Source organism: Variovorax flavidus, from assembly GCF_030317145.1.
GTDB classification, from domain to species: domain Bacteria; phylum Pseudomonadota; class Gammaproteobacteria; order Burkholderiales; family Burkholderiaceae_C; genus Variovorax; species Variovorax flavidus.
Map to the genome: position 1 here is coordinate 949,038 of NZ_JASZYE010000001.1, position 21,984 is coordinate 971,021.

Genomic DNA, 21,984 nt, shown 5'->3' on the forward strand with positions numbered 1-21,984 from the left:
ATCGACTCAGGCGCCGGCCTGCACGTCGGCGCTGTCGTCCGGCCGCGGATGACGCCACGCCCGGATGCAATTCAGCAATGCAGCGGCATCCGCGGGCTTGACGAAGTGATGGTTGAAGCCGGCCTCGAATGCCGTCTGCCGGTCTTCCTTCTGCCCATAGCCGGTCAGCGCAATGAGCAGCACGTTCTCGGTCTCGCGCATCCGGCGCAACCGCCTGGCCACCTCGTAGCCATCCAGCAAGGGCAGTCCGATGTCGAGGAGCACCACTGTCGGGCGGTGCACTGAGACCGCCTCCAGCGCCTCCTCGCCATCCGATGCGGTCAGCACCGTGTGGCCATCGATCTCCAGCACCGACGCAATCGCGTGCGCGGCGTCCTGGTTGTCGTCCACGACCAGCACCCGATGCACATGCCCTTGGCCTTCGCCGGCGGCCTGCGCCGGCTGCGCGGCCTTGGCCTCCTGGCGGACCAGGGTGATGCAGGGCAGGCTCACCCTGAACTCCGACCCCTTGTCCTTGCCGAAACTGATGGCCTCGATGCGACCGCCATGCATCTCGGTCAGCCTTCGCGCCAGCGTCAGGCCGACACCCAATCCCCCCTGTGCGCGATCGAGGCCGCGCTTTCCCTGTGCGAACAGATCGAAGATGCGGGGGAGCAGTTCGTCGTCGATGCCGATGCCCTGGTCGCTCACCGTCACCACCACTTCGCGGTCCTCGATGGTTGATCGCAGGAAGATGTGCGTGCCTTCAGGGCTGTACTTCGATGCGTTGTGAAGCAGATTGGCGATGACCTGGGTGAGCCTTGCCGCGTCGCCATGCAGCCAGGCCGGTCTTTCGGGGATGGTCACGCTCAGGGTCTGGTGGCGGCTCTTGATCGCCGGCTGGATGGTCTCCACGCTCTGCGCGATGACCTTGTTGAGGTCCATGGACTCGCGCTTCAGGGTGATCTTGCCCTGGCTGATGCGCGTGACGTCCAGCAGTTCCTCGATGAGACGGGTCATCTGCTGGAGCTGCCGGTTCGCGATGTCCAGCGCCCAGGTCACCTTGGGGTTCGGCGCCGCGACCCTCCGAATCACTTCGACCGCCGTGTGAATGGGCGCCAGCGGGTTGCGCAGCTCGTGGGACATCATGGCCAGGAACTCGTCCTTGCGCTGGTCTGCCTGTTGCAACTCCTCCTGCGCGGCCTTGCGCTCGGCAATCTCGCGCTGCAGCACGCCGTAGAGCCTCGCGTTCTCGAAGGCCGCAGCGGCACGCACGGCAAGCTCTTCCAGCAATGTCTTTTCGGCCCCGCCCTGCCCGTCCGGATCATCCCCGGAAAGCACCAGCACGGCGCCGAGCACGCGGCCGCCGAAGATCAAGGGCATCGCGCCCGCCCATCGAACGGGAGACAGCGACACCGCGCTGCCGCCGATTCCGAGGGAGCCGGCATCCAATGCGTCGAGCGTCTCCGGCGCGAGCGCGATGAAAGCGCCCTGCTCGATGGCGTTGCCCAGCGTTGCCACCAGCAGCGCGTCGAGCGGCGCGTCGGTCCTGGAAACGATCGGTCGACCGCCCGAACGCGCTCGTGCCGCAACCACCGGCTTGCACGGCGAGAAGTCCGGGTCCGAGGGCAGCACCACCGCAGCCGCGGCAACCGCGGGGACCAGCAACTCGGCCAGCTGGGCTGCCGCCACGTCGATCTCCAGCGACACGCTCAGCGCCCGGCTCGCATGGGCCAGGTAGGCGGAGCGCCTGTCACTCTCCTCGGCGACGCGACGCGCGGCGTCGGCGGCCATCATGGCCGCGCGCGCATCGGCCTGGAGCTGCACCTCGCGCTGCATCAGGTAGAGCGACACGAACACGCCGACCTTGCTGCGCAGGATCTCCGGCACCAGCGGCGACAGCATGTAGTCGACAGCGCCCAGCGAATAGCCGCGCGCGGTCTGCATCTCGTCGGCATAGGAGGTGATGAAGATGATGGGCGTGTGGGCGCTGCGGCGATGCTGGCGGATCAGCGCCGCGGTCTCGAAGCCGTCCATGCCGGGCATGTTCACGTCGAGGAGGATGACCGCGAACTCCCGCTGCAGCAGCTCCCTGAGCGCTTCCTCGCCGGAACGGACCAGCACGAGGTTCTGGCCGAGATCCTCCAGCACGGTCTGGAACACGAGCAGCTTCTCGGGCAGGTCGTCCACGACCAGGATGTTGGCGCGGTCGGTCGAGCCGGCCAAGGCCGGTATCGCCGTGGCGGAAGGGTTCATTTGCACAGCCAGCCTCGCAACACCACGAGAAGATAGGCGGTGTCCACCGGCTTGGACAGGTAGTCCCAGGCACCGGCTTCGATGCACTTCTCGCGATCGCCCTTCATGGCCTTGGCCGTCACGGCCACCAGCGGCAGCTGCTTGCCGCGCGGCAGGCGCCGCAGTTCGCGCATGGTCTGCATGCCGTCCATCTCCGGCATCATGATGTCCATCAGGACGATGTCGATCCCGGCATCTTCCTGGACGCGGCGGATCGCATCGCGTCCGTTTTCGGCCGAGACGATCACCATGCCCTGCTGGTCCAGCACCGTCGCCATCGCGAAGATGTTCCGGATGTCGTCGTCGACGATCAGCACCTTCTTGCCGGCCAGGCTGCCGGTGACATCGTTCACGGCCTCCACCGCACGTCGCTCGGTCTCCGACATGCTGGCGGTCGGGCGGTGCAGGAAGAAGGTGCCCGCCTCGACCAACCGGTCCAGCGTCTGCACGTTGCGCCAGGCGCCCTCGCCCTGCCCGTGCCGCCAGTCCAGTCCGGCCATTCCGTCGGCCCGCGGCTGCCCGGCCGTCTGCGGCTTGTAGACGATCACGGGCAATTGCTGGACAGGCGGCCTCTGCTCCAGAGGCTCGACAAGGTCCAGACGGGTCAAGCCGGCCACGCAGCCGTCGGTGATCAGGCAATCCACATCGCCCACGGCGAGTTCGCGCCGCACGTCATCGGCGCTGTCGGCCCAGACCATGTCCACGGCGCCGCCGTCGAACGCCATGCGGCAGGCTTCGCGCACGGGCGAATCCCCGGACACAGCCACCAGCAGCTTGCGCGATGCCGCGTGCACGTAGCGCCGCAAGTGGCCCATCGCGGCTTCCACCTCGTCGATCGACTGCAAGGGCTTGGATAGGAAGCCCAACGCACCGGAGCTCAGTGCACGGGCGCGCGAATCATCCGTGGAAACCACGCAGACAGGCACATGGCGCGTCGCGAGATCGCTCTTCAGCCGATCCAGGATGCGCCAGCCGTCCATGTCCGGCAGGTGGATGTCGAGCGTGATCAGGCTCGGCCGGTAGTCGCGCGCCAGGGCGAGCGCAGCCGCACCGCTGGGGCTGACCAGCGCCTTGAAGCCGCTGGCGCGCGCGGCCTGCATGAGCACCTTCGCGAAGGCCAGGTCGTTCTCGATGATCAGGGCGACGTCGTCGCCCGACAGCGTGATGTCGCGGTCGTCGCCTGCGACGTTCAGCGCGGACAGGTCGTCCTCCGCGGAACGGGCGTCGGCCGCCGCATCCGCCGCGATGTCCGGCGAAGCGATCGGTCGCGCGTCGACGAGCCGGTTGCGCACCGGCCTGCTCACGACCTCTGCGTCGATGACGCCCGATCGCACCGGACGCGCGCCGCGCGAAGGGCTGTAGCTCTGCGGCAGGTAGAGCGTGAAGGTGCTGCCCTGCGACGGCGTGCTGGCCAGGCGGATCTCGCCACCCAGCAGGCGCGCCAGCTCGCGGCTGATCGCCAGGCCCAGCCCGGTGCCGCCGTACTTGCGGGAGGTGGAGCCGTCGGCCTGCTGGAACGCCTCGAACACGATCTGCTGCTTGTCCGCGGAGATGCCGATGCCCGTGTCCGACACCGCGAACGCGAGCACGTGGCCGGCCCGGCTCAGTTCCTCGCTGTCGCGCGACCAGCCGGATTCGACCCGCGTGATGGACAGCGAGACGGAGCCGTGGTGCGTGAACTTGAAGGCGTTCGACAACAGGTTCTTGATGATCTGCTGCAGCCGCTTGACGTCGGTCACGATCGTCTCCGGCAGCGGCTCCGCGACATTGATCTCGAAGTCCACGTGCTTCGACTCGGCCACGTGCCGGAAGCTGCGCTCGACGGCTCGGCGCAGTTCTTCGAGCCGCACTTCGCTCACCTCGACCGCGACTGTGCCCGACTCGATCTTCGAGAGATCGAGGATGTCGTTGATCAGCATCAGCAGGTCGTTGCCCGAGAGATGAATCGTCTTCGCGAACTCGACCTGCCGGGGCGTGAGGTTGCCATCGCCGTTCTTGCACAACTGGTCCGACAGGATCAGCAGGCTGTTGAGCGGCGTGCGCAACTCGTGCGACATGTTGGCCAGGAACTCGGACTTGTACTTGGAGGTCAGCGCCAGTTGTTCCGCTTTCTCTTCCAGCGCCTGGCGGGCCTGCTCGACCTCCTGGTTCTTGCGCTCCACCTCCTGGTTCTGGTGCACCAGCAGGCGCGCTTTCTCCTGCAGCTCCTCGTTGGTCTGCTGCAGCTCCTGCTGCCGGTTCTGCAGTTCCTGCGCCAGGGACTGCGACTGCGTCAGCAGATCCTCGGTGCGCATGTTGGCGGAGATGGTGTTGATCACGATGCCGATCGACTCGGTCAACTGGTCCAGGAAGGCCTGGTGTGCGGGGTTGAAGCGTTCGAGCGATGCCAGCTCCAGCACGCCGCGCACCTCGTCCTCGAACACCACCGGCAGCACGATCACGTCCATGGCCGCACCTTCGCTCAGCCCTGTCGCCACCCGGAAGGCGGTGCTCGGCACGTTCGTGAGCAGGATCTTCGACTTCTCGATCGCGCACTGGCCGACCAGCCCCTGCCCGATGTCGATCTCCTTGCCGTGCGAACTCTGGCCGCCGGACGCGTAGCTCGCGAAGAGCTTCAACTTGGCGGACCCGCCACTGTTGGTGAGCACATAGAACTCCGCCTGTTGCGCGCCGACCACCGGCGCCAGTTCGGAAAGGATCAGCTGGCCGACCGTCAGCAGATCCTTCTGGCCCTGCAGCATGCGGCTGAACTTGGCGAGGTTGGTCTTGAGCCAGTCCTGCTCGGTGTTCTTCTGGGTCGTGTCCTTCAGGTTGCGGATCATCTCGTTGATCGTGTCCTTCAGCGCGGCGACCTCGCCTTGCGCCTCGACCGTGATGGAACGCGTCAGGTCGCCCTGCGTCACCGCGGTCGCGACCTCGGCGATCGCGCGCACCTGCGTCGTGAGGTTGGCGGCCAGCTGGTTGACGTTCTCCGTCAGGCCCTTCCAGGTGCCGGATGCGCCGGGCACCTTCGCCTGGCCGCCGAGCTTGCCTTCGACCCCCACTTCGCGCGCCACCGTGGTCACCTGGTCGGCAAAGGTCGCGAGCGTGTCCGTCATGCTGTTGATCGTCTCGGCCAGTGCAGCGATCTCGCCCTTGGCTTCCACGGTCAGCTTCTGCTTCAGGTCGCCGTCTGCCACGGCCGTCACCACCTTGGCGATGCCCCGCACCTGGCTCGTCAGGTTGCCGGCCATGAAGTTGACGTTCTCTGTGAGGTCCTTCCAGGTGCCGGACACATCACGCACCTGCGCCTGTCCGCCCAGCCGTCCTTCGGTGCCCACCTCGCGCGCGACGCGGGTCACCTCCGCGGCGAAGGAGGACAGCTGGTCCACCATGGTGTTGATGGTGGCCTTCAGCTCAAGGATCTCGCCCTTCACGTCCACCGTGATCTTCTTCGAGAGATCCCCGGCCGCCACGGCCTTGGTCACGTCCGCGATGTTGCGCACCTGCGAAGTGAGGTTGGAGGCCATCAGGTTGACCGAGTCGGTGAGGTCCTTCCACGTGCCGGCGACGCCCTGCACGTCGGCCTGCCCGCCCAGGATGCCTTCGGTGCCCACCTCCAGTGCGACCCGGGTCACTTCGGCAGCGAAGGATCGCAACTGGTCCACCATCGTATTGACGGTGTTCTTGAGTTCCGAGATCTCGCCCTTCACGTCCACCGTGATCTTCTTCGACAGGTCGCCCGCGGCCACGGCGGTGGTCACCTCCGCGATGTTGCGCACCTGCGAGGTCAGGTTGCCGGCCATGAAGTTGACCGACTCCGTGAGGTCCTTCCACGTGCCGGCGACGCCTTGCACGTCGGCCTGCCCGCCCAGGATGCCTTCGGTCCCCACCTCGCGCGCGACTCGCGTGACTTCGGCCGCGAACGAACGCAACTGGTCGACCATCGTGTTCACGGTGTTCTTGAGTTCCAGGATCTCGCCCTTCACGTCCACCGTGATCTTCTTGGAGAGGTCGCCCGCCGCGACGGCCTTGGTCACGTCGGCGATGTTGCGCACCTGAGAGGTCAGGTTGGACGCCATCGAGTTCACCGATTCGGTGAGGTCCTTCCAGGTGCCGGCCACGCCCTGCACGTCGGCCTGCCCGCCGAGCTTGCCCTCGGAGCCCACCTCGCGCGCAACCCGCGTCACCTCCGCGGCGAAGGACGAGAGCTGGTCCACCATGGTGTTGATGGTGTTGGTGAGCTCCAGGATCTCGCCCTTGGTATCGACCGAGATCTTCTTGGAGAGGTCACCGGCCGCGACGGCCTTGGTCACGTCTGCGATGTTCCGCACCTGGCTCGTGAGGTTGCCCGCCATGAAGTTGACGGATTCCGTGAGGTCCTTCCACGTGCCGGCCACGCCTTGCACGTCGGCCTGCCCGCCGAGCTTGCCCTCGGTGCCCACCTCGCGCGCCACCCGAGTGACTTCGGCCGCGAAGGAGCGCAGCTGGTCCACCATCGTGTTGATGGTGGCCTTCAGTTCGAGGATTTCGCCTTTCACGTCCACCGTGATCTTCTTGGAGAGGTCGCCCGCCGCCACCGCCTTCGTCACGTCGGCGATGTTGCGCACCTGGCTCGTGAGGTTGCCGGCCATCGAGTTGACGGATTCCGTCAAGTCCCGCCACGTCCCCGCGACGCCCTTGACCTCGGCCTGCCCGCCGAGCCGTCCCTCGGTGCCGACCTCGCGCGCGACCCGCGTCACTTCGTCGGCGAAGGAGGACAGCTGGTCCACCATGGTGTTGATGGTGGCCTTCAGCTCCAGGATCTCGCCCTTCACGTCGACCGTGATCTTCTTCGAGAGGTCCCCGGCCGCCACCGCCTTGGTCACGTCCGCGATGTTGCGCACCTGGCTCGTGAGGTTGGACGCCATCGAGTTCACCGAGTCCGTCAAATCCTTCCACGTGCCGGCCACGCCCTGCACGTCGGCCTGTCCGCCCAGCTTGCCTTCGGTGCCCACCTCGCGGGCCACCCGCGTCACTTCGGCGGCGAAGGAGCGCAACTGGTCGACCATCGTGTTGATGGTGTTCTTGAGTTCCGAGATCTCGCCCTTCACGTCGACGGTGATCTTCTTGGAGAGGTCTCCCGCGGCCACGGCCGTCGTGACCTCCGCGATGTTGCGCACCTGCGAGGTCAGATTGCCGGCCATGAAGTTCACCGACTCGGTCAGGTCCTTCCAGGTGCCGGCCACGCCCTGCACATCGGCCTGCCCGCCCAGCTTGCCTTCGGTGCCCACCTCCCGCGCCACCCGCGTGACTTCGGCCGCGAACGACCGGAGTTGATCCACCAGCGTGTTGACGGTGTTCTTCAGCTCCAGGATTTCGCCCTTGCCGTCCACCGTGATCTTCTTGGACAGGTCGCCCGCCGCCACTGCCTTGGTCACGTCGGCGATGTTGCGCACCTGGCTGGTGAGGTTGCCTGCCATGGAGTTCACGGAGTCCGTCAAGTCCTTCCAGGTGCCCGACACGCCTTCGACCCGTGCCTGGCCGCCCAGTGAACCTTCGGTGCCCACCTCGCGTGCGACCCGCGTCACCTCGGAAGCGAACGAGCGCAACTGGTCGACCATCGTGTTGATGGTGTTCTTCAGCGTCAGGAACTCGCCCTTCACATCGACGTCGATCTTCTTCGAGAGGTCGCCCTTGGCGACGGCCGTCGTGACGTCGGCGATGTTGCGCACCTGGTCGGTCAGGTTGCCGGCCATGGAATTCACCGAGTCCGTCAGGTCCTTCCAGGTACCGGCCACGCCCTTGACCTTGGCCTGGCCGCCCAGCTTGCCCTCCGTGCCCACTTCGCGCGCCACGCGCGTGACCTCGGCGGAGAAGTTGCCGAGCTGCTCGACCATCTTGTTGATCGTCCTGGCGGTGCGCAGGAACTCGCCTTCGAGTTCGCGTCCTTCGACCTCGAGCGCCATGCTCTTGGACAGATCGCCCTGCGCCACAGCGCCGATGACCCGGGCGACCTCGCTGGTCGGATGCACCAGGTCGTCGATGAGCGAATTGACGCAGGCGATCGACTCACCCCAGAAACCCCGCGCCTCATGCATCACCGCCCGCTGCTTGAGCTTGCCCTCCTTGCCGACGACCTGCCGCAGCCGGGTCAGCTCCGACGCCAGCATGGCGTTCTGTTCGACGAGGCCGTTGAAGGCGTCGGCGACCTTGCCGGAGAGGCCGTCCCAATGCGCAGGAAGCCGGACCTTGGGGTCTCCCTTGCGCAGCCGGGTCATCGCATCGAGCAAAACCACCATGTGCTGCACGGTGTCCGAAGGGGAGACCTGGTCGACGACGTTCATGGATGCCTCGGTGGAATACGTGCGGGAAAAGAACGCAACGAGGCCTTGTGGGGTTCCGCACCCCCTCCATCGCAGTCCGGGCCCCCTGCGGCGAAAGATCGTATTCCGCCATAAGGAGTTCACTGATGAGCGGCCTGTCGGAGCCTGGCACTTTGATGCGTAGGCGGGGGACTACACATTGAAAACAGGGGGTGGAAATCGCGTCCAGCCCCCTACCATCTGCGACCATGAAACTGCTCCTCGGGCTTTATTCGGCAGTCCACGCCTTCATGGCCGCCCTCTTCGCCATGGCGGCGCTGATGCTGATCGTGATCGCCGCGCGCGTGGCATGGACGGCATTCACCGGCGGGCTCGACGCCTCGGCGGCCGAGGCCATCATCGAGGCCATGGGCCTGCTGGCGGCCGCGGTGGTCGCCCTGCAGATCTCCCAGACCATCGCGGAGGAGGAGGTCATCCGCGACGCGCACATCAGCGCGCCCACCCGGGTGCGACGGTTCCTGTCGCGCTTCATGGTCGTGATCGTGGTCGCGGTCGCGGTCGAGGCGCTGGTGGCGACTTTCAAGGCCCGCGAAGCCCCATCGCTCCTTCTTTATGCGGCCGCGACGCTGTGCTCCGTCGGGGTGATCCTGGCCGGATGGGGCATCTTCGTGCGCCTCAACCGCTACGCGGAAGAACTGGAGCCCGAGGCCATGGCCGAAGCCAAGCAGGAAGACGCCAAGCTCAAGTAGCCGCAGGCTTGGGGCTTATCCGAAAAACGCCTAAGCATCCGCGTTAAGCACCTGAGAACATTCGCTCATTTGGAAGCAACGATTCGGTAGTTCGGGGATTGGAGTCGCGACCAGAGAATCGCGCGCTCTGATTCATCCTCCCCAACCCGAGAGCTTCCCGATGAGCACCAGCACCAACGCACCCTCTTCCATCGACACCAGCTTTGGCGATCTGCGCATTCGCCGCGTGGCCGGCCACATCGGCGGCGAAGTCCAGGACCTGAAGCTGGGCGCCGACCTTTCCCCGGACCTGATCGACCAACTCAACGCCGCGCTGGTGAAGCACAAGGTGCTGTTCTTCCGCGGCCAGGACCATCTGGACGACGAATCGCATCAGGCCTTCGGCGCGCGATTCGGCCGCACGGTCGCACACCCGACAGTGCCATCGCCCAAGGGCACGCAATTGTTCGAGCTCGACGCGTCCAAGGGCGGCGGGCGGGCCGACTCGTGGCACACCGACGTGACTTTCGTCGACGCGTTCCCGAAGATCTCGATCCTGCGCGCCGTCAAGATCCCGGCCTACGGCGGCGACACCGTGTGGGCCAACACCGCCGCTGCCTACGAACGCCTGCCGGCGCAGCTCAAGCAACTCGTCGACGGGCTCTGGGCCGTGCACAGCAATGACTACGACTACGGCGCCGACCGCGTGCAGGTGGACGATGCCCGCCTGAACCATCACCGCACCGTGTTCGTCTCGGCCGTGTACGAAGCGGAGCATCCGGTCGTGCACGTTCACCCGGTGTCCGGCGAGCGTTCGCTACTGCTGGGCCACTTCGTGAAGAAGCTGGTGGGCCTGTCGAGCAGTGAATCGGCGCGCCTCTTCGAACTGCTGCAGAACCGCGTCACCCGGCTGGAGAACACGGTGCGCTGGGGCTGGCGGCAGCATGACGTCGCGATCTGGGACAACCGCGCGACCCAGCACTTCGCGATCAACGACTACGGCGACCAGCCCCGCCTCGTGCGCCGGGTGACGGTGCACGGCGAGCCCGCGGTGTCCATCGACGGCCAGCGCAGCCGCACGCGCAGCCGGCCCGAGGCCACCAACGATGCACGCATCGACGAAGTCATCGCCACCACCGCCTGAAATCGGGAGATCCGCCGCCATGACCCATCCATCCCATCCCGATTTCCAACGCCGCCGTCTGCTCCAGGCATCGGCCGCGCTTGGCGCCGGCTCGTTGCTGCCGCGCCTCGCCGCCGCCCAGGGCGGCCCGAAGAAGTTCAGCGGCGTCACGCTGAACGTCTCCACCTTCAGCGCCGCCTACCCCAAGCTGCTGCAGCAGTGGTTGCCCGAGTTCGAGGCACTGACCGGTGCCAAGGTCAACTTCGACGCGCCCTCCTTTCCGGTCTACAACCAGCGCGCCGACCTGGAGCTGTCGACCAAGGGCTCGGCCTACGACGTGGTCAACGTCACCTTCATCTACTCCAGCCGCTGGATCAACTCGGGCTGGCTCACGCCGCTCGACGATTTCATCAAGAACCCCAACCTGACCTCGGCCGACTTTGACATCAACGACTTCCTGCCCGGCGCACGTGCGCCGGAAACGGGCAAGGATGGCAAGCTCTACGGCGTGCCCTGGACGGCCGAAGCGTTGCTGACCGCATCGTCGCGCTTCGACCTCGTGGAGAAGGCTGGGCTGGCCTTTCCCGACACCACGGACGATCTCGTCAAGGTGCTGCGCGCGGTCAACAAGAAGGAGCGCGTTGCCGGCTTCGTCGCCGACAACCACTATGGCTGGACCTTCGTGCCTTACCTGCATGCCTTCGGCGGCGACGTGTTCCGCAAGGCGCCGGACGACCTGTTCCCCACGCTCGACACCCCCGAGGCCATCGCGGCCGGCGAGTACTACGCCAACCTGCTGAAGGAGTTCGGGCCGGACGGCGCCATCACCTACCAGCCGGACCAGGTGACGCAGGCGCTCAAGCTGGGCCGGGTGAACTTCACCGATGCCGGGCAGTTGCACCTGGCGCAGCTGGGCGACCCGGCCACCAGCAAGACGATCAAGACCGCCAAGTTCGGCCTGGTGCCCAAGGGGCCGGCCGGACGCTTCCCTGGCACTGCCGTGCACGGGCTGGGCATCCCCGCAGGCTCGAAGCAGAAGGAAGCGGCCTGGGCCTTCATCCAGTGGGCGCTGAGCAAGCAGACCACCTCGCGGGCGGTGGCGGCGGGCTACGGTTCGCCGGCCCGGCGCTCCGACATCGACTCCGAGGAATTCCGGAAGAAGCAGATCATCAACGGCAGCAACCTCGCGCAGCTGTCGCTCGACTCGATCGAACTGGCGGCCAAGACCGGCCACATGAAGTACCGGACGGTGTCGGTCTACCCACAGGTCGACCAGCAGCTCAACAAGGCGATCGAACTCATCGCGAGCGGGCAGCTCTCGGCGAAGCAGGCGTTCCAGCAGGCGCAGGCCAACACCATCGCGGAGCTGAAGCGCGCCGGCGCCAAGCTGTAGTTGAGGGGTCATGGCACACGCACTTCCCGCAGCGGGCTGGCAGGCCGAAAGGCAGCGGGCGTTCCTTCTCGGACTGTCGCCGTCGCTGGCCGTCCTGCTGCTCATCACCCTGGTGCCGGCGGCGGCCCTGGTCATTGCCAGCTTCACGCCGCTGAGCCTGACCGATCCGGCGACGAGCTTTCGCTTCGACGACCCGCTGGTCAACTACCGGCAACTGCTGCACGACGACCGCTTCCTGGCGTCCATCGTGGTGCAGTTGAAGCTGTCGGCTTCGAGCGTCGTCCTCCAGCTGCTCGCAGGCCTGGGGTTGGCGTTGCTGCTCAACGGCAAGTCGCGCCTGCTGGAAGGCGCGCGCACGGTGTTCCTGATCCCGATGGTGCTGCCGCCCATCGTGGTCGCGCTGATCTGGAAGATCATGTACACGCCGGACGTGAGCCCGATCCACCGCACGCTCGAAACGCTCGGCTGGCCCGTGCGTTCGCTGATTGCCAATCCGGACACCGCCCTCTGGGCGATCTCGCTGGCGGACACCTGGCAGTGGTTCCCCTTCACCATGCTGATGGTGCTGGCGACGCTCCAGATGATTCCGGACGATCCCATCGAAGCCGCCACGCTCGAAGGCGCGAACCGCTGGCAGCTGTTCCGCTACATCGTGCTGCCGTATATCCGGCCGGTACTGGTGGTGTGCGGGCTGTTCCGCCTCATCGACAGCTTCAAGGCCTTTCCATTGATCTATGTGCTGACCAACGGCGGGCCGGGGTCGGTCACCGAAGTCACCAACTTCTACGGCTTCATCCAGGCCTTCAATTTTTCCTACTGGGGCTACGCGAGCGCCATCGCGACGGTGATGCTGGTCGGCGTGTTTATCCTGAGCTGGCTGGTGGGCCGGCTGGGCTGGAGTGATCATGACAAGCGCTAATCCCGCGATCGGTGCCGGCGCCGTGCGTCCGGCTGAAACGGACGACCGCCCCTCCCTTCGTCCGGCTGCCGCAAGGCCGCAGGCCAGGCGGTCGCGGCTCTTGGCGTGGCTCTCTGCCCACGGCCGGGTGGCCGCGGTCTCGCTGTTGCTGCTGCTCGTGCTGTCGCCCTTCCTGTGGCTGGTGCAACTCGCCTTCCGGCCTGCAGCCGACATCTTCGACGAACGGCTCCTGTTCGTGCCCACGCTGGAGGGTTTCGCGAGCCTGCTGCAGGGCAACTTCCTGAAGTCCTTCTGGAACAGCCTGCTGGTGAGCACGCTGTCGACCGGCTTCTCGCTGCTGATCGGCGTGCCTGCGGCCTACGCGCTCACGCGCTGGAACTTCAGGGGCCGTGACCGCATCGCGCTGTGGATCCTGGTGACGCGCATGGCACCGCCGATCGCCTTCACGATCCCGTTCTTTCTGGCCTACCAGTACCTGGGCCTGCAGGACACGGTGATCGGCCTCGCGATCGTCTACCTGACCTTCAATCTCGCCATCGTCATCTGGCTCATGCAGACCTTCTTCGAGGCCGTGCCGGCCTCGCTGGAAGAAGCGGCATGGATCGACGGCTGCGGCGTGTGGCAGGCGTTCTGGCGCGTCGCGCTGCCGCTCACGGCACCGGGGCTCGCGGCCACGGCCGTGCTGTGCTTCATCTTCTCGTGGAACGACTTCTTCTACGCCCTCATCCTCACGCGCACCAACGCCATCACGGCGCCGGTGGCGATCGTCAACTTCCTGCAGTACGAAGGCTGGGAGTGGACCAAGATCGCCGCCAGCGGCACGCTGGTGATGTTCCCGGTGGTGATCTTCACCGTGCTGGTTCGCAAATACCTCGTGCGCGGTCTGACCGCCGGCAGCCTCAAGGACTGATTTCCATGGCATCCATCCACGTTCGCAAGCTCTTCAAGCAATTCGGCAGCACCTCGGTAATCCGCGGCATCGACATCGACATCCGCGACGGCGAGTTCGTCGCCCTGGTGGGGCCTTCCGGCTGCGGCAAGTCGACCCTTCTGCGCATGATCGCGGGGCTGGAAAGCATCGACGACGGCGAGATCGAACTCGGCGGCCGGCGCATCAACGACATGGCGCCGCGCGATCGCGACGTCGCCATGGTGTTCCAGAACTACGCGCTCTACCCGCACATGACGGTCGCGCAGAACCTGGGCTTCGGCCTGAAGATCCAGGGGCTCCAGGCGGACGATATCGAGCGCCGCGTGCAGCAGACGGCCGACACGCTCGGCCTGGGCGCGCTGCTGCAGCGCCGGCCGCGCCAGCTCTCCGGCGGCCAGCGCCAGCGCGTGGCGATGGGCCGCGCGATCGTGCGCCAGCCGCAGGCCTTTCTCTTCGACGAGCCGCTGTCCAACCTCGACGCCAAGCTGCGCGTGCAGATGCGCACCGAGATCAAGGCGCTGCACCAGCGTCTGGGCACCACGACGGTCTACGTCACGCATGACCAGGCCGAGGCCATGACCATGGCCGATCGCATCGTCGTGCTGAAGGACGGGCTGGTCGAACAGATCGGCGCACCGCTGGAGCTTTACGACCGCCCGCGCAATGCCTTCGTCGCAGGGTTCATCGGCTCGCCCGCGATGAATTTCATCCCGGGACGGCTGCAGCTCGACGGTGCCCCGCACGTGCTCACCGACGACGGACTGCGGCTGCCCTTGGCGAACATTTCCCGCGGACTCCACGGCGACCGCGTGCTGTACGGGACGCGACCCGAGCATTTCACGATCGACCCGAGCCGGGGCACCTCCGCCGACGTGATCGTGGTCGAGCCGACGGGTTCGGAGACCCAGGTCGCGCTGCGTCTGGGCACCCAGCCCGTGATGGCTGCGTTTCGTGACCGCATTGCCGCGCGACCGGGCGACCGGCTGGCGCTGTGGCCGCTGGCCGGCGAGGCGCACCTCTTCGATGCGGCTGGCGGGCAACGGCTCAACTGACCGGAACTGGCCGGGTCGCGGCGGCCGAATCCGAGGCTCACGCGTCGCCGAGCGCGGCCATGAACTCCGGCAGGTTCAGCGGCTTCAGCAGGTGGTGGTCGAAACCCGCCGCCGCGATGCGGTCCTTGTAGCCCTGCTGGCCCCAGCCCGTGAGCGCGATGAGCAAGGTCTGCGCGCCGCCGGGTTCGGCCCGAAGATGCCGCGCGAGGTCGCAGCCGTCCATGCCGGGCATGCCGATGTCGAGCACCGCGATGTCGATGTCATTCGACCTGGCGATCTGCAGTGCTTCCTCGCCGCTGTAGGCCACCAGGGTGGCGGCGCCCATCGTTCCCAGCAGTTCGGCCAGGCTGTCGGCTGCATCGCGGTTGTCGTCGACGACGAGGACCACGCCTTCGATCGAACGCGCCCATCCGTCCTGCGACACGATTCCACGCGGCCTGTGCGCCGATGCGCTCTTCGCCAGCGGGAGCCGCACGGTGAAGGTCGCGCCATGGCCCAGGCCCTCGCTCGCGGCCTCCACGCTGCCGCCGTGAAGCTCGACCAGGCTCTTGACCAACGTAAGGCCGATGCCGAGCCCGCCCTGCGCCGCCTTGGAGGTTCCGCTCACCTGCACGAACATCTCGAAGACGGACCTGAGCATGTCCGGCGACAGGCCCGTGCCGGTGTCGCTCACCTGGATCACCGCATGCCGGTCGAGCTGACGCGCAAGCACCTTGATGTGCCCGCCCGGCGGCGTGTACTTGGCCGCGTTGTTCAGCAGGTTCGAGAACACCTGGGTCAGGCGCACGGCGTCGCCTCGCATGACCAGCGGTTCGTCGCCCAGCTCGACGGACAGCGTGTGGCCCGCCCGCTCGACCAGCGGCCGGCTCAGTTCGATCGCGTCGTCGATGACCGCATCGAGCAGCACCGTGCGCATCTGCAGTTCGATTTTTCCGCGCGTGATGCGCGACACCTCCATCAGGTCGTTCACCAGGCGCACCATGTGGTCGACCTGGCGGCCCATCAGCTCGTAGTACTTCGCGGCTTCGTCCGCGGAAGGCTTCTTGCGGGCGAGCAGCGAGAGGGCGGTGCTCAGGGGCGCCAGCGGATTCCGCAACTCGTGCGCCAGGGTGGCAAGGAATTCGGTCTTGCGCTGGTCGGCATCACGCAAGCCATCCAGCAGGCTGCGCAGTTCGTACTGGCGGCGGCGCGCGCGCAAGGCCGTGCGCACCGCGCTCACGAGGGCGGCCACGCGCATCGGCCGCTCGATGACGGTCACGTTGGCGAACTCGTCCATCACGTCCGCGATGGCCCGCGAGTCCGCGCCCTGTCTCGCCAGGACGATCACCGGCAGGTCGGACCATGGGCCCTGCGAAGCCAGGGCGACCTTCAGCTCCGTCATGGCCAGGCCGACAATCACTTCCTCGGCCAGCATCACGGCGCCGGCGCCGGCCGACAATTCCCGCACCAGCTCGCCCATGTCAGCGCAGGTCTGCGTCTCGAACTGCGCGCGCCGCAGCACGGCGCTCGCCATCACGGCGTCCTTCGAGGTGGCCGCCCGCAGCAGGACGCGGAACTCGAACCCGGAAGGCGCTTCGCTCACGATGTGGAACGGACCCCGTCGATCGGCACCGGGATCCCCGTCAGAATGCCGCGGAAATTGCGCAGCGGCTGGCCAACGCGCACGCCGCTGGAGGTCAACTCGAACGAACGGATCGTGCGCTCATGCGCGCCGCCGCGCTTCTTGAGCACCGAGATCGCCTGCCGCACTTCGCCTTCGAATTCGTAGTAGCGCAGCAGCACCACCGCATCCGCGAGGTAGCTCGCATCGACAGGCGTCTGCATCTGCATCCCGATCAGGCCGTGCTGCGCACCGATCAGCATGGTGGCGACGCCGTTCTGGCCGAGATAGGTCAGCAGCTCGTGCAGTTGCGCGATGAGAAAGCGCTCGTCCGGCATGGCGTTGAGGTAGCCGTTGAGGCTGTCGATCACGATCACCGTCGCGCCGTGTTCTTCGACGGCAATGCGGATCTCGTGCACGAATTCGCCGGGCGACAACTCCGCCGGGTCGATCTGGCGCACGCGGATGTGCCCGGAATCGATGTACGAACCGAGATCCATCCCCATGCCTTCGCAGCGCGTGCGCAGCGTGTTGATGCTCTCGTCGAATATGAACAGGGCCGCGCACTCGCCACGCCGGGCGGCCGCGATCGCGAACTGCACCGCGACGCTGGACTTGCCCGTGCCGGGCGCGCCCACGAAGAGCGTGCTGGTGCCCTTCTCCAGGCCGCCGCCGAGCAGTTCGTCGAGCGCGGGCAGGTCGCTGGGAATTCGCGTCTGCTTCAACGCCGCCGCGTGCTCCGCCGCGACCAGCCGCGGAAACACCTGCAGGCCGCCGCGAACGATCTTGTAGTCGTGGAAGCCGCCGCGGAATTCCCTGCCGCGGTATTTGGTGACCACGAGCCTCCGCCGCGCCGCGCCATAGTCGGGGTTCAGCTGCTCCAGCCGGATGACGGCATGGGCGATGCTCTGCACCTGCAGGTCTTGCTGCGTGGCGGTGAGGTCGTCCAGCAGCAGCACCGTGCACTGGCGGCCGGTGAAGAACTGCTTGAGCGCGAGGATCTGTCGCCGGTAACGCAACGAGCCGCCCGCCAGCAGGCGCAGTTCCGACAGCGAGTCGAAGACCACCCTCGTGGGCTTGATGACATCGACGTCGGCGAGGATGCGCAGCGTGGTCTCGCTCAGCTCGACTTCCGAGGGGTGGAACATCGTGTGCTGCTCGTCCGGCTCGAGCGCGTCCTGCGCCGGCAGCATCTCGCGCACCTCGATGCCGCCCATGTCCCAGCCATGCGAGCGCGCGACGCCGTCGAGTTCGGCCTGGCTCTCCGACAGCGTCACGTACAGCACCGGCTCGCCGCGGGCGGCGCCTTCGCGCAGGAACTGGATCGCCACGGTGGTCTTGCCCGCGCCGGGTGCGCCCTCCAGGAGATAGAGCCGATGCGGCGTCAGGCCGCCGCCCAGGATGTCGTCCAGGCCGGGCACGCCCATCTTCAACAGGGTGTGCGCCTCCACATCGCCGCCCTCCAGGAAAACGTCGGTTTTCATTTCTTCCTCCATCGCAAAGTGCGGCTTATCCCCTGCCTTCCACGATGGCGCCTTCAGCGACATAGCGCTGGTACTCGGCGATGGGCAGCGCCGTGGTCTGGACCGCGCCTTCGTCGCCCCAGCTCAACACGGCACTGTCGAAGGACAGTTGTGCCTCGATGGGCCCTGGAGGGATGACGATCGACGGTCCGTCGCCGGCGCGATATTCGACTCTTCCGACAACCTCGGCATTGGCTGGCATGGGCACCTCGTGAAACGCAAACAACGCTTCCGAGCATAGGAGGCGCAGCGATCCACGCGGTCGGTCCGGTGCCCATCCGGCTGTAGGCTCCAGCCGTATCAGCCCGCGATCAGACGGCCCCGACTCATCGGGGACACCTGGCAAGACACCGCGTCGCGGTGCTGCCGGAGGTTACTGGAGGAGCGGTTCGAGCCCCGGCGCCGAGTCGATCTCGGCGGGCTTGTAGAGCTTGTGCTGCGCCGCAGGGCCGATGGCGTCGGTGACCACCGCAAGCCGCCACGGATCGCCCCGCTTGGCACACGCGCGTTCATCGCCCGTGAGCTGAAAGGCGGTCAATCCCGGCGCGGTGCCCTTCACGGCGAGCTTGAGCAAGGTGTTGCCCTTCTTGTCCGACACCTCGATGTCGTAGCCGAGCTTCTGGCTGGCGACGTCCTCGGCCTTGTAACCGTAGCCTGCGAAGTGACGCGTGAGGTAGGCCATCGCGGCCGCCTGCACCTCATCCCGGGTCGCCTGGCCGGACGAGGCCGCTGGCGCCACAACGGGAATGTTGCCGCGCGCCCGCGCGGCTTCGATGTCTTCCTCGGTCGGCAGCCAGCCGCGGGCACCGCGAACCAGCACCGCCATCTTCTGATCGGCATCCCACGAGCCGACGTGCCATTCCTCGTCGTCCGGCACCCGCGTCGAGACCCGGGCGGCCCTGTCGGTTTCAATATCGGCAATGGCGACGCGATTCGTCTGGAGCACTGCCCTCACCCCCTGGCCCGCGTCGAGCGCGCGCTTGAGGAGCTGGAGCCGATCCTTGGCGCGCTGGACCTGCAGGGCGCTGCGGTCGCCGCCGCCGATGCGGTGATGCGTATCCAGGGATTCGAGACAGAACCAGCGACCGCCGGCTCCGATGCTGACGAACTCGGCCCAGATGGTGGCGATGATGTTGTCGCCCGTGGCCAGCCAGGCCTGCTCGGACGCTTTTTCGCGGGCGTCGAACACGCCCATCTTGGCAATGATCTCGACGGGGGTGCGCTTCTCACCTAGGAGGCGCTTTTCGTTGATGACCGCAAGGACTGCGGGGACGACTTCTTTGTCCATTCGGAAGGATTCGGGGGGAGTGAGTTATGACCGGTTCGAGTATGCCGTGAAGCACCCGGCGCCCTTGGGCCGAATCGCAACAATGTTCACCACGGCACAATCTGTCGACAATTTTATGGACCTTGGCCGAGCGCATGCCGTTCGGGCGCCAGACGCATTCCGACCATGCAACCCGACCCCATGCACCGACAGCAGATTGCCGCAGCGGAGAACTACTTCCGAGCCGGCCAGACCGGGCGTGCCGAAGAAGTTCTGCGGCAGATCGCTGCGAGCGGCACGACCGTCCCGAAGGTCTTCGAACTCCTGGCCTACATCTGCGGAAACCGCGGCCAGCTTGAAGAATGCGAAGCGAACCTGGTCCGCGCTGCCGCCTTGCCGGGTTGCTCGCCGGAGGCGTTCTTCTACCTCGGAAAGGCCCAGTTGCAACGCGGCAAGCCAGGCAGCGCCGTCGAATCGCTGGAGCGTTCGATCGCGCTGGCGGGCGAGTTCTTCGAAGCGCTTCATGAACTCGGGGTCGCGCATGCGCAGCTCGATGAGCACGAGCGCGCGTTGCAGGCCTTCCAGCGGGCGGAAATCAAGAACCGGCGGTCTCCCGTGCTGCTGTCCAACATGGGGCACAGCCTCAGCGCGCTCCAACGCCATGACGAGGCCCTGCGCCATTACGAGCGCGTGCTGGCGCTCGATCCGCAGCAGGTCGAAACGTGGACGGACCGCGGCGACGCCCTCGCCGAACTCGGGCGCGAACCGGAAGCACTCGACAGCTACGACCGCGCGTTGAAGCTCGATCCGGACCATGCGCCAGCGTGGTTGCACCGGGCCAACACCCTTCTGTCGCTCCGGCGCCATGCGGAGGCGCTTGAATCCTATGAAAAGGCAAGCCGCCTCGCGCCCGACACCGACTACTTGCGCGGCTACCTCCTGCACCTGCGGATGCACGTCTGCCGATGGGATGGCTGGGCCGGGCAGGTGAACGACCTGCTGGCGCGCGTGACCGCCGGGGAACGGGCATCCACCCCCTTCACCCTGATGGCTGCGCCTGCGCCGCCGGCGGCGCTCCTCCAATGCGCACGCACGTTCGCAGAGGACCACTACCCGGCACGCGGCGATGCGGTCTTCAGCCGACCCGACGGGCACCGGAAGATCCGTGTCGCCTACTTCTCGGCGGATTTCCGGAACCACGCGACCTCGCAGTTGATGGTGCGGCTGTTCGAGTGCCAGGACCGGAACCGCTTCGAATGGTTTGCCTTTTCCCTCACGCGCAGCCGCGACGACATGAGCGAACGCGTGGCCGGCGCCTTCGATCATTTCGTCGACGTCAGCTCACGAAGCGACGCGGACGTCGCAGCGATGGCCCGGGCGGAAGGCATCGACATCGCGGTCGACCTCCATGGGTTCACCCAGGGCTATCGGCCGAACATCTTCGCCCACCGGGCTGCGCCGATCCAGGTCAACTTCCTTGGCTTTCCCGGTTCGATGGGTTGCGACTACATCGACTACATCCTTGCGGACGCGACGCTCATCCACCCGGATGAATACGGCCACTACGCCGAGAAGGTCGTGACCCTGCCGGGGTCCTATCAGCCCAACGACAACACGAAGGCGATCAGCCCATCGGCGCCCACCCGCGAAAGCCTGAACCTGCCGGCGGGCGCCTTCGTCTTCGCGTGCTTCAACAACAACTACAAGATCACGCCGGACGTTTTCGACGTGTGGATGCGTCTGCTGCTGGCCGTGCCCGGCAGCGTGCTCTGGCTGCTGAAGTGCAACGACCACGCCAGGACGGCGCTCGAGGCCGAGGCGCGCCAGCGCGGCGTCGATCCGGCGCGAATCGTGTGGGCCGAACACAGCGCCCTGCCGGACCATCTGGCGCGTCATGCCCATGCCGACCTCTTCCTGGACACCTTTCACTATGGTGCCCACACCACCTGCAGCGACGCCCTGTGGAGCGGCCTCCCCGTATTGACGCTCGAGGGCCCGACTTTCGCGTCGCGCGTCAGCGCAAGCCTGCTCCGCGCAGCCGGCTTGCCCGAACTCGTCACGGGGAGCGTCGAGCAATACGAGGCTGCGGCAAAGTCCCTGGCGGAATCCCCGCAGCGCCTGGCCGGGCTTCGCGCTCGCCTGCAGGCGCAACGCGCCGAGATGCCGCTGTTCGACTCGCCGCGCTTCGCCCGTGGAATCGAAGCAGCCTTCGAAGCGATGTGGGAGCGTTGGCGCAACGGACTGCCCCCAGACCACATCAGCATCCCTGAGGTCGCTGCCTCGGCGGTGGACTGATCCCGAGGCGCTGCGGGCGCTTCGACCTCCGGTCACCCCTCACCTGGGGGATGCGTGCCGGAAACGAGTCCTCCACCATGGGCGGATGAAGGTTCCAGATCGACGTGCGGGACGATTTCGCGTCACCCTAGCCTGCGTGCTCGCGATTGCCGCCATCGCGGCCTTCGAACTGCGCGGCCTGCTGCCAATGGCCGCTCACGCGTTGCACCCCGCCACCACTGGTACGGGCCTGGCAGCGCATGCCGCGGCAACCGGACCGATGGACCCTCGCGACGCGGACCGCGTCGCCTTGCAACGCATCACCGGAATGCTCGCCAGGTTCGACGCCACGGGCGACAGTACCGACCTGCTCGGCGCCTTCGACCGCATCGAGGAAGCCTGGACCAGCAACACCACCATCGATCAGGCCGCCGCGCAGGCCTACGTGGCGCGCTATTGCGGCCTTCCGGCGCTTTCGCTTCATCCGTTCTGCAACCCCGCCGAGTGAGGCCGTGCCCACCGGCGTCCGGATGCCTTCATCACTGCCCGGCGACGCGCAACCCTAGCAACAGCACCACGGCAGCGGCCAACAGCACGGTCGTCCACTGCCAGAAGA

At 66.7% G+C, this 21,984-nt stretch carries 14 protein-coding genes; 8 read left to right on the forward strand and 6 right to left on the reverse strand.

Translation table 11 applies throughout. The features are described from left to right. Positions 1-6: 6 nt before the first annotated feature. Both QTH90_RS04615 and QTH90_RS04620 read right to left on the reverse strand, forming a co-directional pair. Positions 7-2,235: a response regulator gene (locus QTH90_RS04615; protein WP_286663335.1), complete on the reverse strand. Its 2,229-nt coding sequence runs from the start codon at positions 2,233-2,235 to the stop codon at positions 7-9. Then, a complete protein-coding gene (locus QTH90_RS04620; RefSeq protein WP_353506604.1) occupies positions 2,232-8,579 on the reverse strand; it encodes a HAMP domain-containing protein in 6,348 nt (2,115 codons plus the stop codon). Before QTH90_RS04620 ends, QTH90_RS04615 begins: the two co-directional genes overlap by 4 nt. A gap of 227 nt (positions 8,580-8,806) precedes the next feature. Between QTH90_RS04620 and QTH90_RS04625 the strand changes: the two genes are divergently transcribed. The 6 genes from QTH90_RS04625 to QTH90_RS04650 all read left to right on the forward strand — a co-directional run bounded on the left by QTH90_RS04625 (position 8,807) and on the right by QTH90_RS04650 (position 14,704). Further along, positions 8,807-9,307 (forward strand): hypothetical protein, encoded by a 501-nt coding sequence (locus QTH90_RS04625; protein WP_286663336.1) that lies wholly within the window; start codon positions 8,807-8,809, stop codon positions 9,305-9,307. Between the two features lie 160 nt (positions 9,308-9,467). Then, positions 9,468-10,430, forward strand: a complete 963-nt coding sequence (locus QTH90_RS04630; protein WP_286663337.1) for a TauD/TfdA dioxygenase family protein — start codon at positions 9,468-9,470, stop codon at positions 10,428-10,430. Positions 10,431-10,449: 19 nt separating this feature from the next. After that, complete coding sequence (locus tag QTH90_RS04635; protein WP_286663338.1) at positions 10,450-11,802, forward strand: ABC transporter substrate-binding protein; 1,353 nt, start codon at positions 10,450-10,452, stop codon at positions 11,800-11,802. A 10-nt stretch (positions 11,803-11,812) separates the two neighbouring features. Continuing rightward, positions 11,813-12,721, forward strand: coding sequence for a carbohydrate ABC transporter permease (locus QTH90_RS04640; RefSeq protein WP_286663339.1), 909 nt, complete (start codon positions 11,813-11,815; stop codon positions 12,719-12,721). Beyond that, positions 12,708-13,631 (forward strand): carbohydrate ABC transporter permease, encoded by a 924-nt coding sequence (locus tag QTH90_RS04645; protein WP_286663340.1) that lies wholly within the window; start codon positions 12,708-12,710, stop codon positions 13,629-13,631. Before QTH90_RS04640 ends, QTH90_RS04645 begins: the two co-directional genes overlap by 14 nt. A gap of 5 nt (positions 13,632-13,636) precedes the next feature. Next, the gene (locus tag QTH90_RS04650) at positions 13,637-14,704 is read left to right on the forward strand and encodes an ABC transporter ATP-binding protein (protein WP_286663341.1); all 1,068 of its coding nucleotides are present in this window, start codon (positions 13,637-13,639) and stop codon (positions 14,702-14,704) included. Positions 14,705-14,741: 37 nt separating this feature from the next. On the opposite strand, the gene QTH90_RS04655 is transcribed toward QTH90_RS04650, so the two are convergent. The 4 genes from QTH90_RS04655 to QTH90_RS04670 all read right to left on the reverse strand — a co-directional run bounded on the left by QTH90_RS04655 (position 14,742) and on the right by QTH90_RS04670 (position 19,115). Continuing rightward, complete coding sequence (locus QTH90_RS04655) at positions 14,742-16,286, reverse strand: hybrid sensor histidine kinase/response regulator (protein WP_286663342.1); 1,545 nt, start codon at positions 16,284-16,286, stop codon at positions 14,742-14,744. After that, positions 16,283-17,788, reverse strand: coding sequence for an ATPase domain-containing protein (locus tag QTH90_RS04660; protein WP_286663343.1), 1,506 nt, complete (start codon positions 17,786-17,788; stop codon positions 16,283-16,285). The genes QTH90_RS04655 and QTH90_RS04660 overlap by 4 nt, the downstream gene beginning before the upstream one ends. 25 nt (positions 17,789-17,813) lie before the next feature. Further along, on the reverse strand, positions 17,814-18,029 hold the full coding sequence (locus QTH90_RS04665) for a hypothetical protein (RefSeq protein WP_286663344.1): 216 nt from the start codon (positions 18,027-18,029) through the stop codon (positions 17,814-17,816). A gap of 171 nt (positions 18,030-18,200) precedes the next feature. Then, positions 18,201-19,115 carry a protein NO VEIN domain-containing protein gene (locus QTH90_RS04670; protein ID WP_286663345.1) on the reverse strand — a complete coding sequence of 305 codons (915 nt, stop codon included), beginning with the start codon at positions 19,113-19,115 and terminating at the stop codon, positions 18,201-18,203. A 165-nt stretch (positions 19,116-19,280) separates the two neighbouring features. Between QTH90_RS04670 and QTH90_RS04675 the strand changes: the two genes are divergently transcribed. Together QTH90_RS04675 and QTH90_RS04680 are read left to right on the forward strand one after the other, a co-directional pair. After that, a complete protein-coding gene (locus tag QTH90_RS04675) occupies positions 19,281-21,389 on the forward strand; it encodes a tetratricopeptide repeat protein (protein ID WP_286663346.1) in 2,109 nt (702 codons plus the stop codon). An 85-nt stretch (positions 21,390-21,474) separates the two neighbouring features. Next, positions 21,475-21,876: a hypothetical protein gene (locus QTH90_RS04680; RefSeq protein ID WP_286663347.1), complete on the forward strand. Its 402-nt coding sequence runs from the start codon at positions 21,475-21,477 to the stop codon at positions 21,874-21,876. The last annotated feature ends 108 nt before the right edge of the window (positions 21,877-21,984 follow it).

Bases quoted from the DNA above. Each gene is read 5' to 3' on its own strand.
- QTH90_RS04630 (WP_286663337.1), top strand. From the start codon at position 9,468: ATGAGCACCAGCACCAACGCACCCTCTTCCATCGACACCAGCTTTGGC.
- QTH90_RS04660 (WP_286663343.1), bottom strand. From the start codon at position 17,788: ATGAAAACCGACGTTTTCCTGGAGGGCGGCGATGTGGAGGCGCACACC.
- QTH90_RS04615 (WP_286663335.1), bottom strand. From the start codon at position 2,235: ATGAACCCTTCCGCCACGGCGATACCGGCCTTGGCCGGCTCGACCGAC.
- QTH90_RS04665 (WP_286663344.1), bottom strand. From the start codon at position 18,029: ATGCCAGCCAATGCCGAGGTTGTCGGAAGAGTCGAATATCGCGCCGGC.
- QTH90_RS04680 (WP_286663347.1), top strand. From the start codon at position 21,475: ATGAAGGTTCCAGATCGACGTGCGGGACGATTTCGCGTCACCCTAGCC.
- QTH90_RS04670 (WP_286663345.1), bottom strand. From the start codon at position 19,115: ATGGACAAAGAAGTCGTCCCCGCAGTCCTTGCGGTCATCAACGAAAAG.
- QTH90_RS04650 (WP_286663341.1), top strand. From the start codon at position 13,637: ATGGCATCCATCCACGTTCGCAAGCTCTTCAAGCAATTCGGCAGCACC.
- QTH90_RS04620 (WP_353506604.1), bottom strand. From the start codon at position 8,579: ATGAACGTCGTCGACCAGGTCTCCCCTTCGGACACCGTGCAGCACATG.
- QTH90_RS04645 (WP_286663340.1), top strand. From the start codon at position 12,708: ATGACAAGCGCTAATCCCGCGATCGGTGCCGGCGCCGTGCGTCCGGCT.
- QTH90_RS04635 (WP_286663338.1), top strand. From the start codon at position 10,450: ATGACCCATCCATCCCATCCCGATTTCCAACGCCGCCGTCTGCTCCAG.
- QTH90_RS04625 (WP_286663336.1), top strand. From the start codon at position 8,807: ATGAAACTGCTCCTCGGGCTTTATTCGGCAGTCCACGCCTTCATGGCC.
- QTH90_RS04640 (WP_286663339.1), top strand. From the start codon at position 11,813: ATGGCACACGCACTTCCCGCAGCGGGCTGGCAGGCCGAAAGGCAGCGG.
- QTH90_RS04675 (WP_286663346.1), top strand. From the start codon at position 19,281: ATGCAACCCGACCCCATGCACCGACAGCAGATTGCCGCAGCGGAGAAC.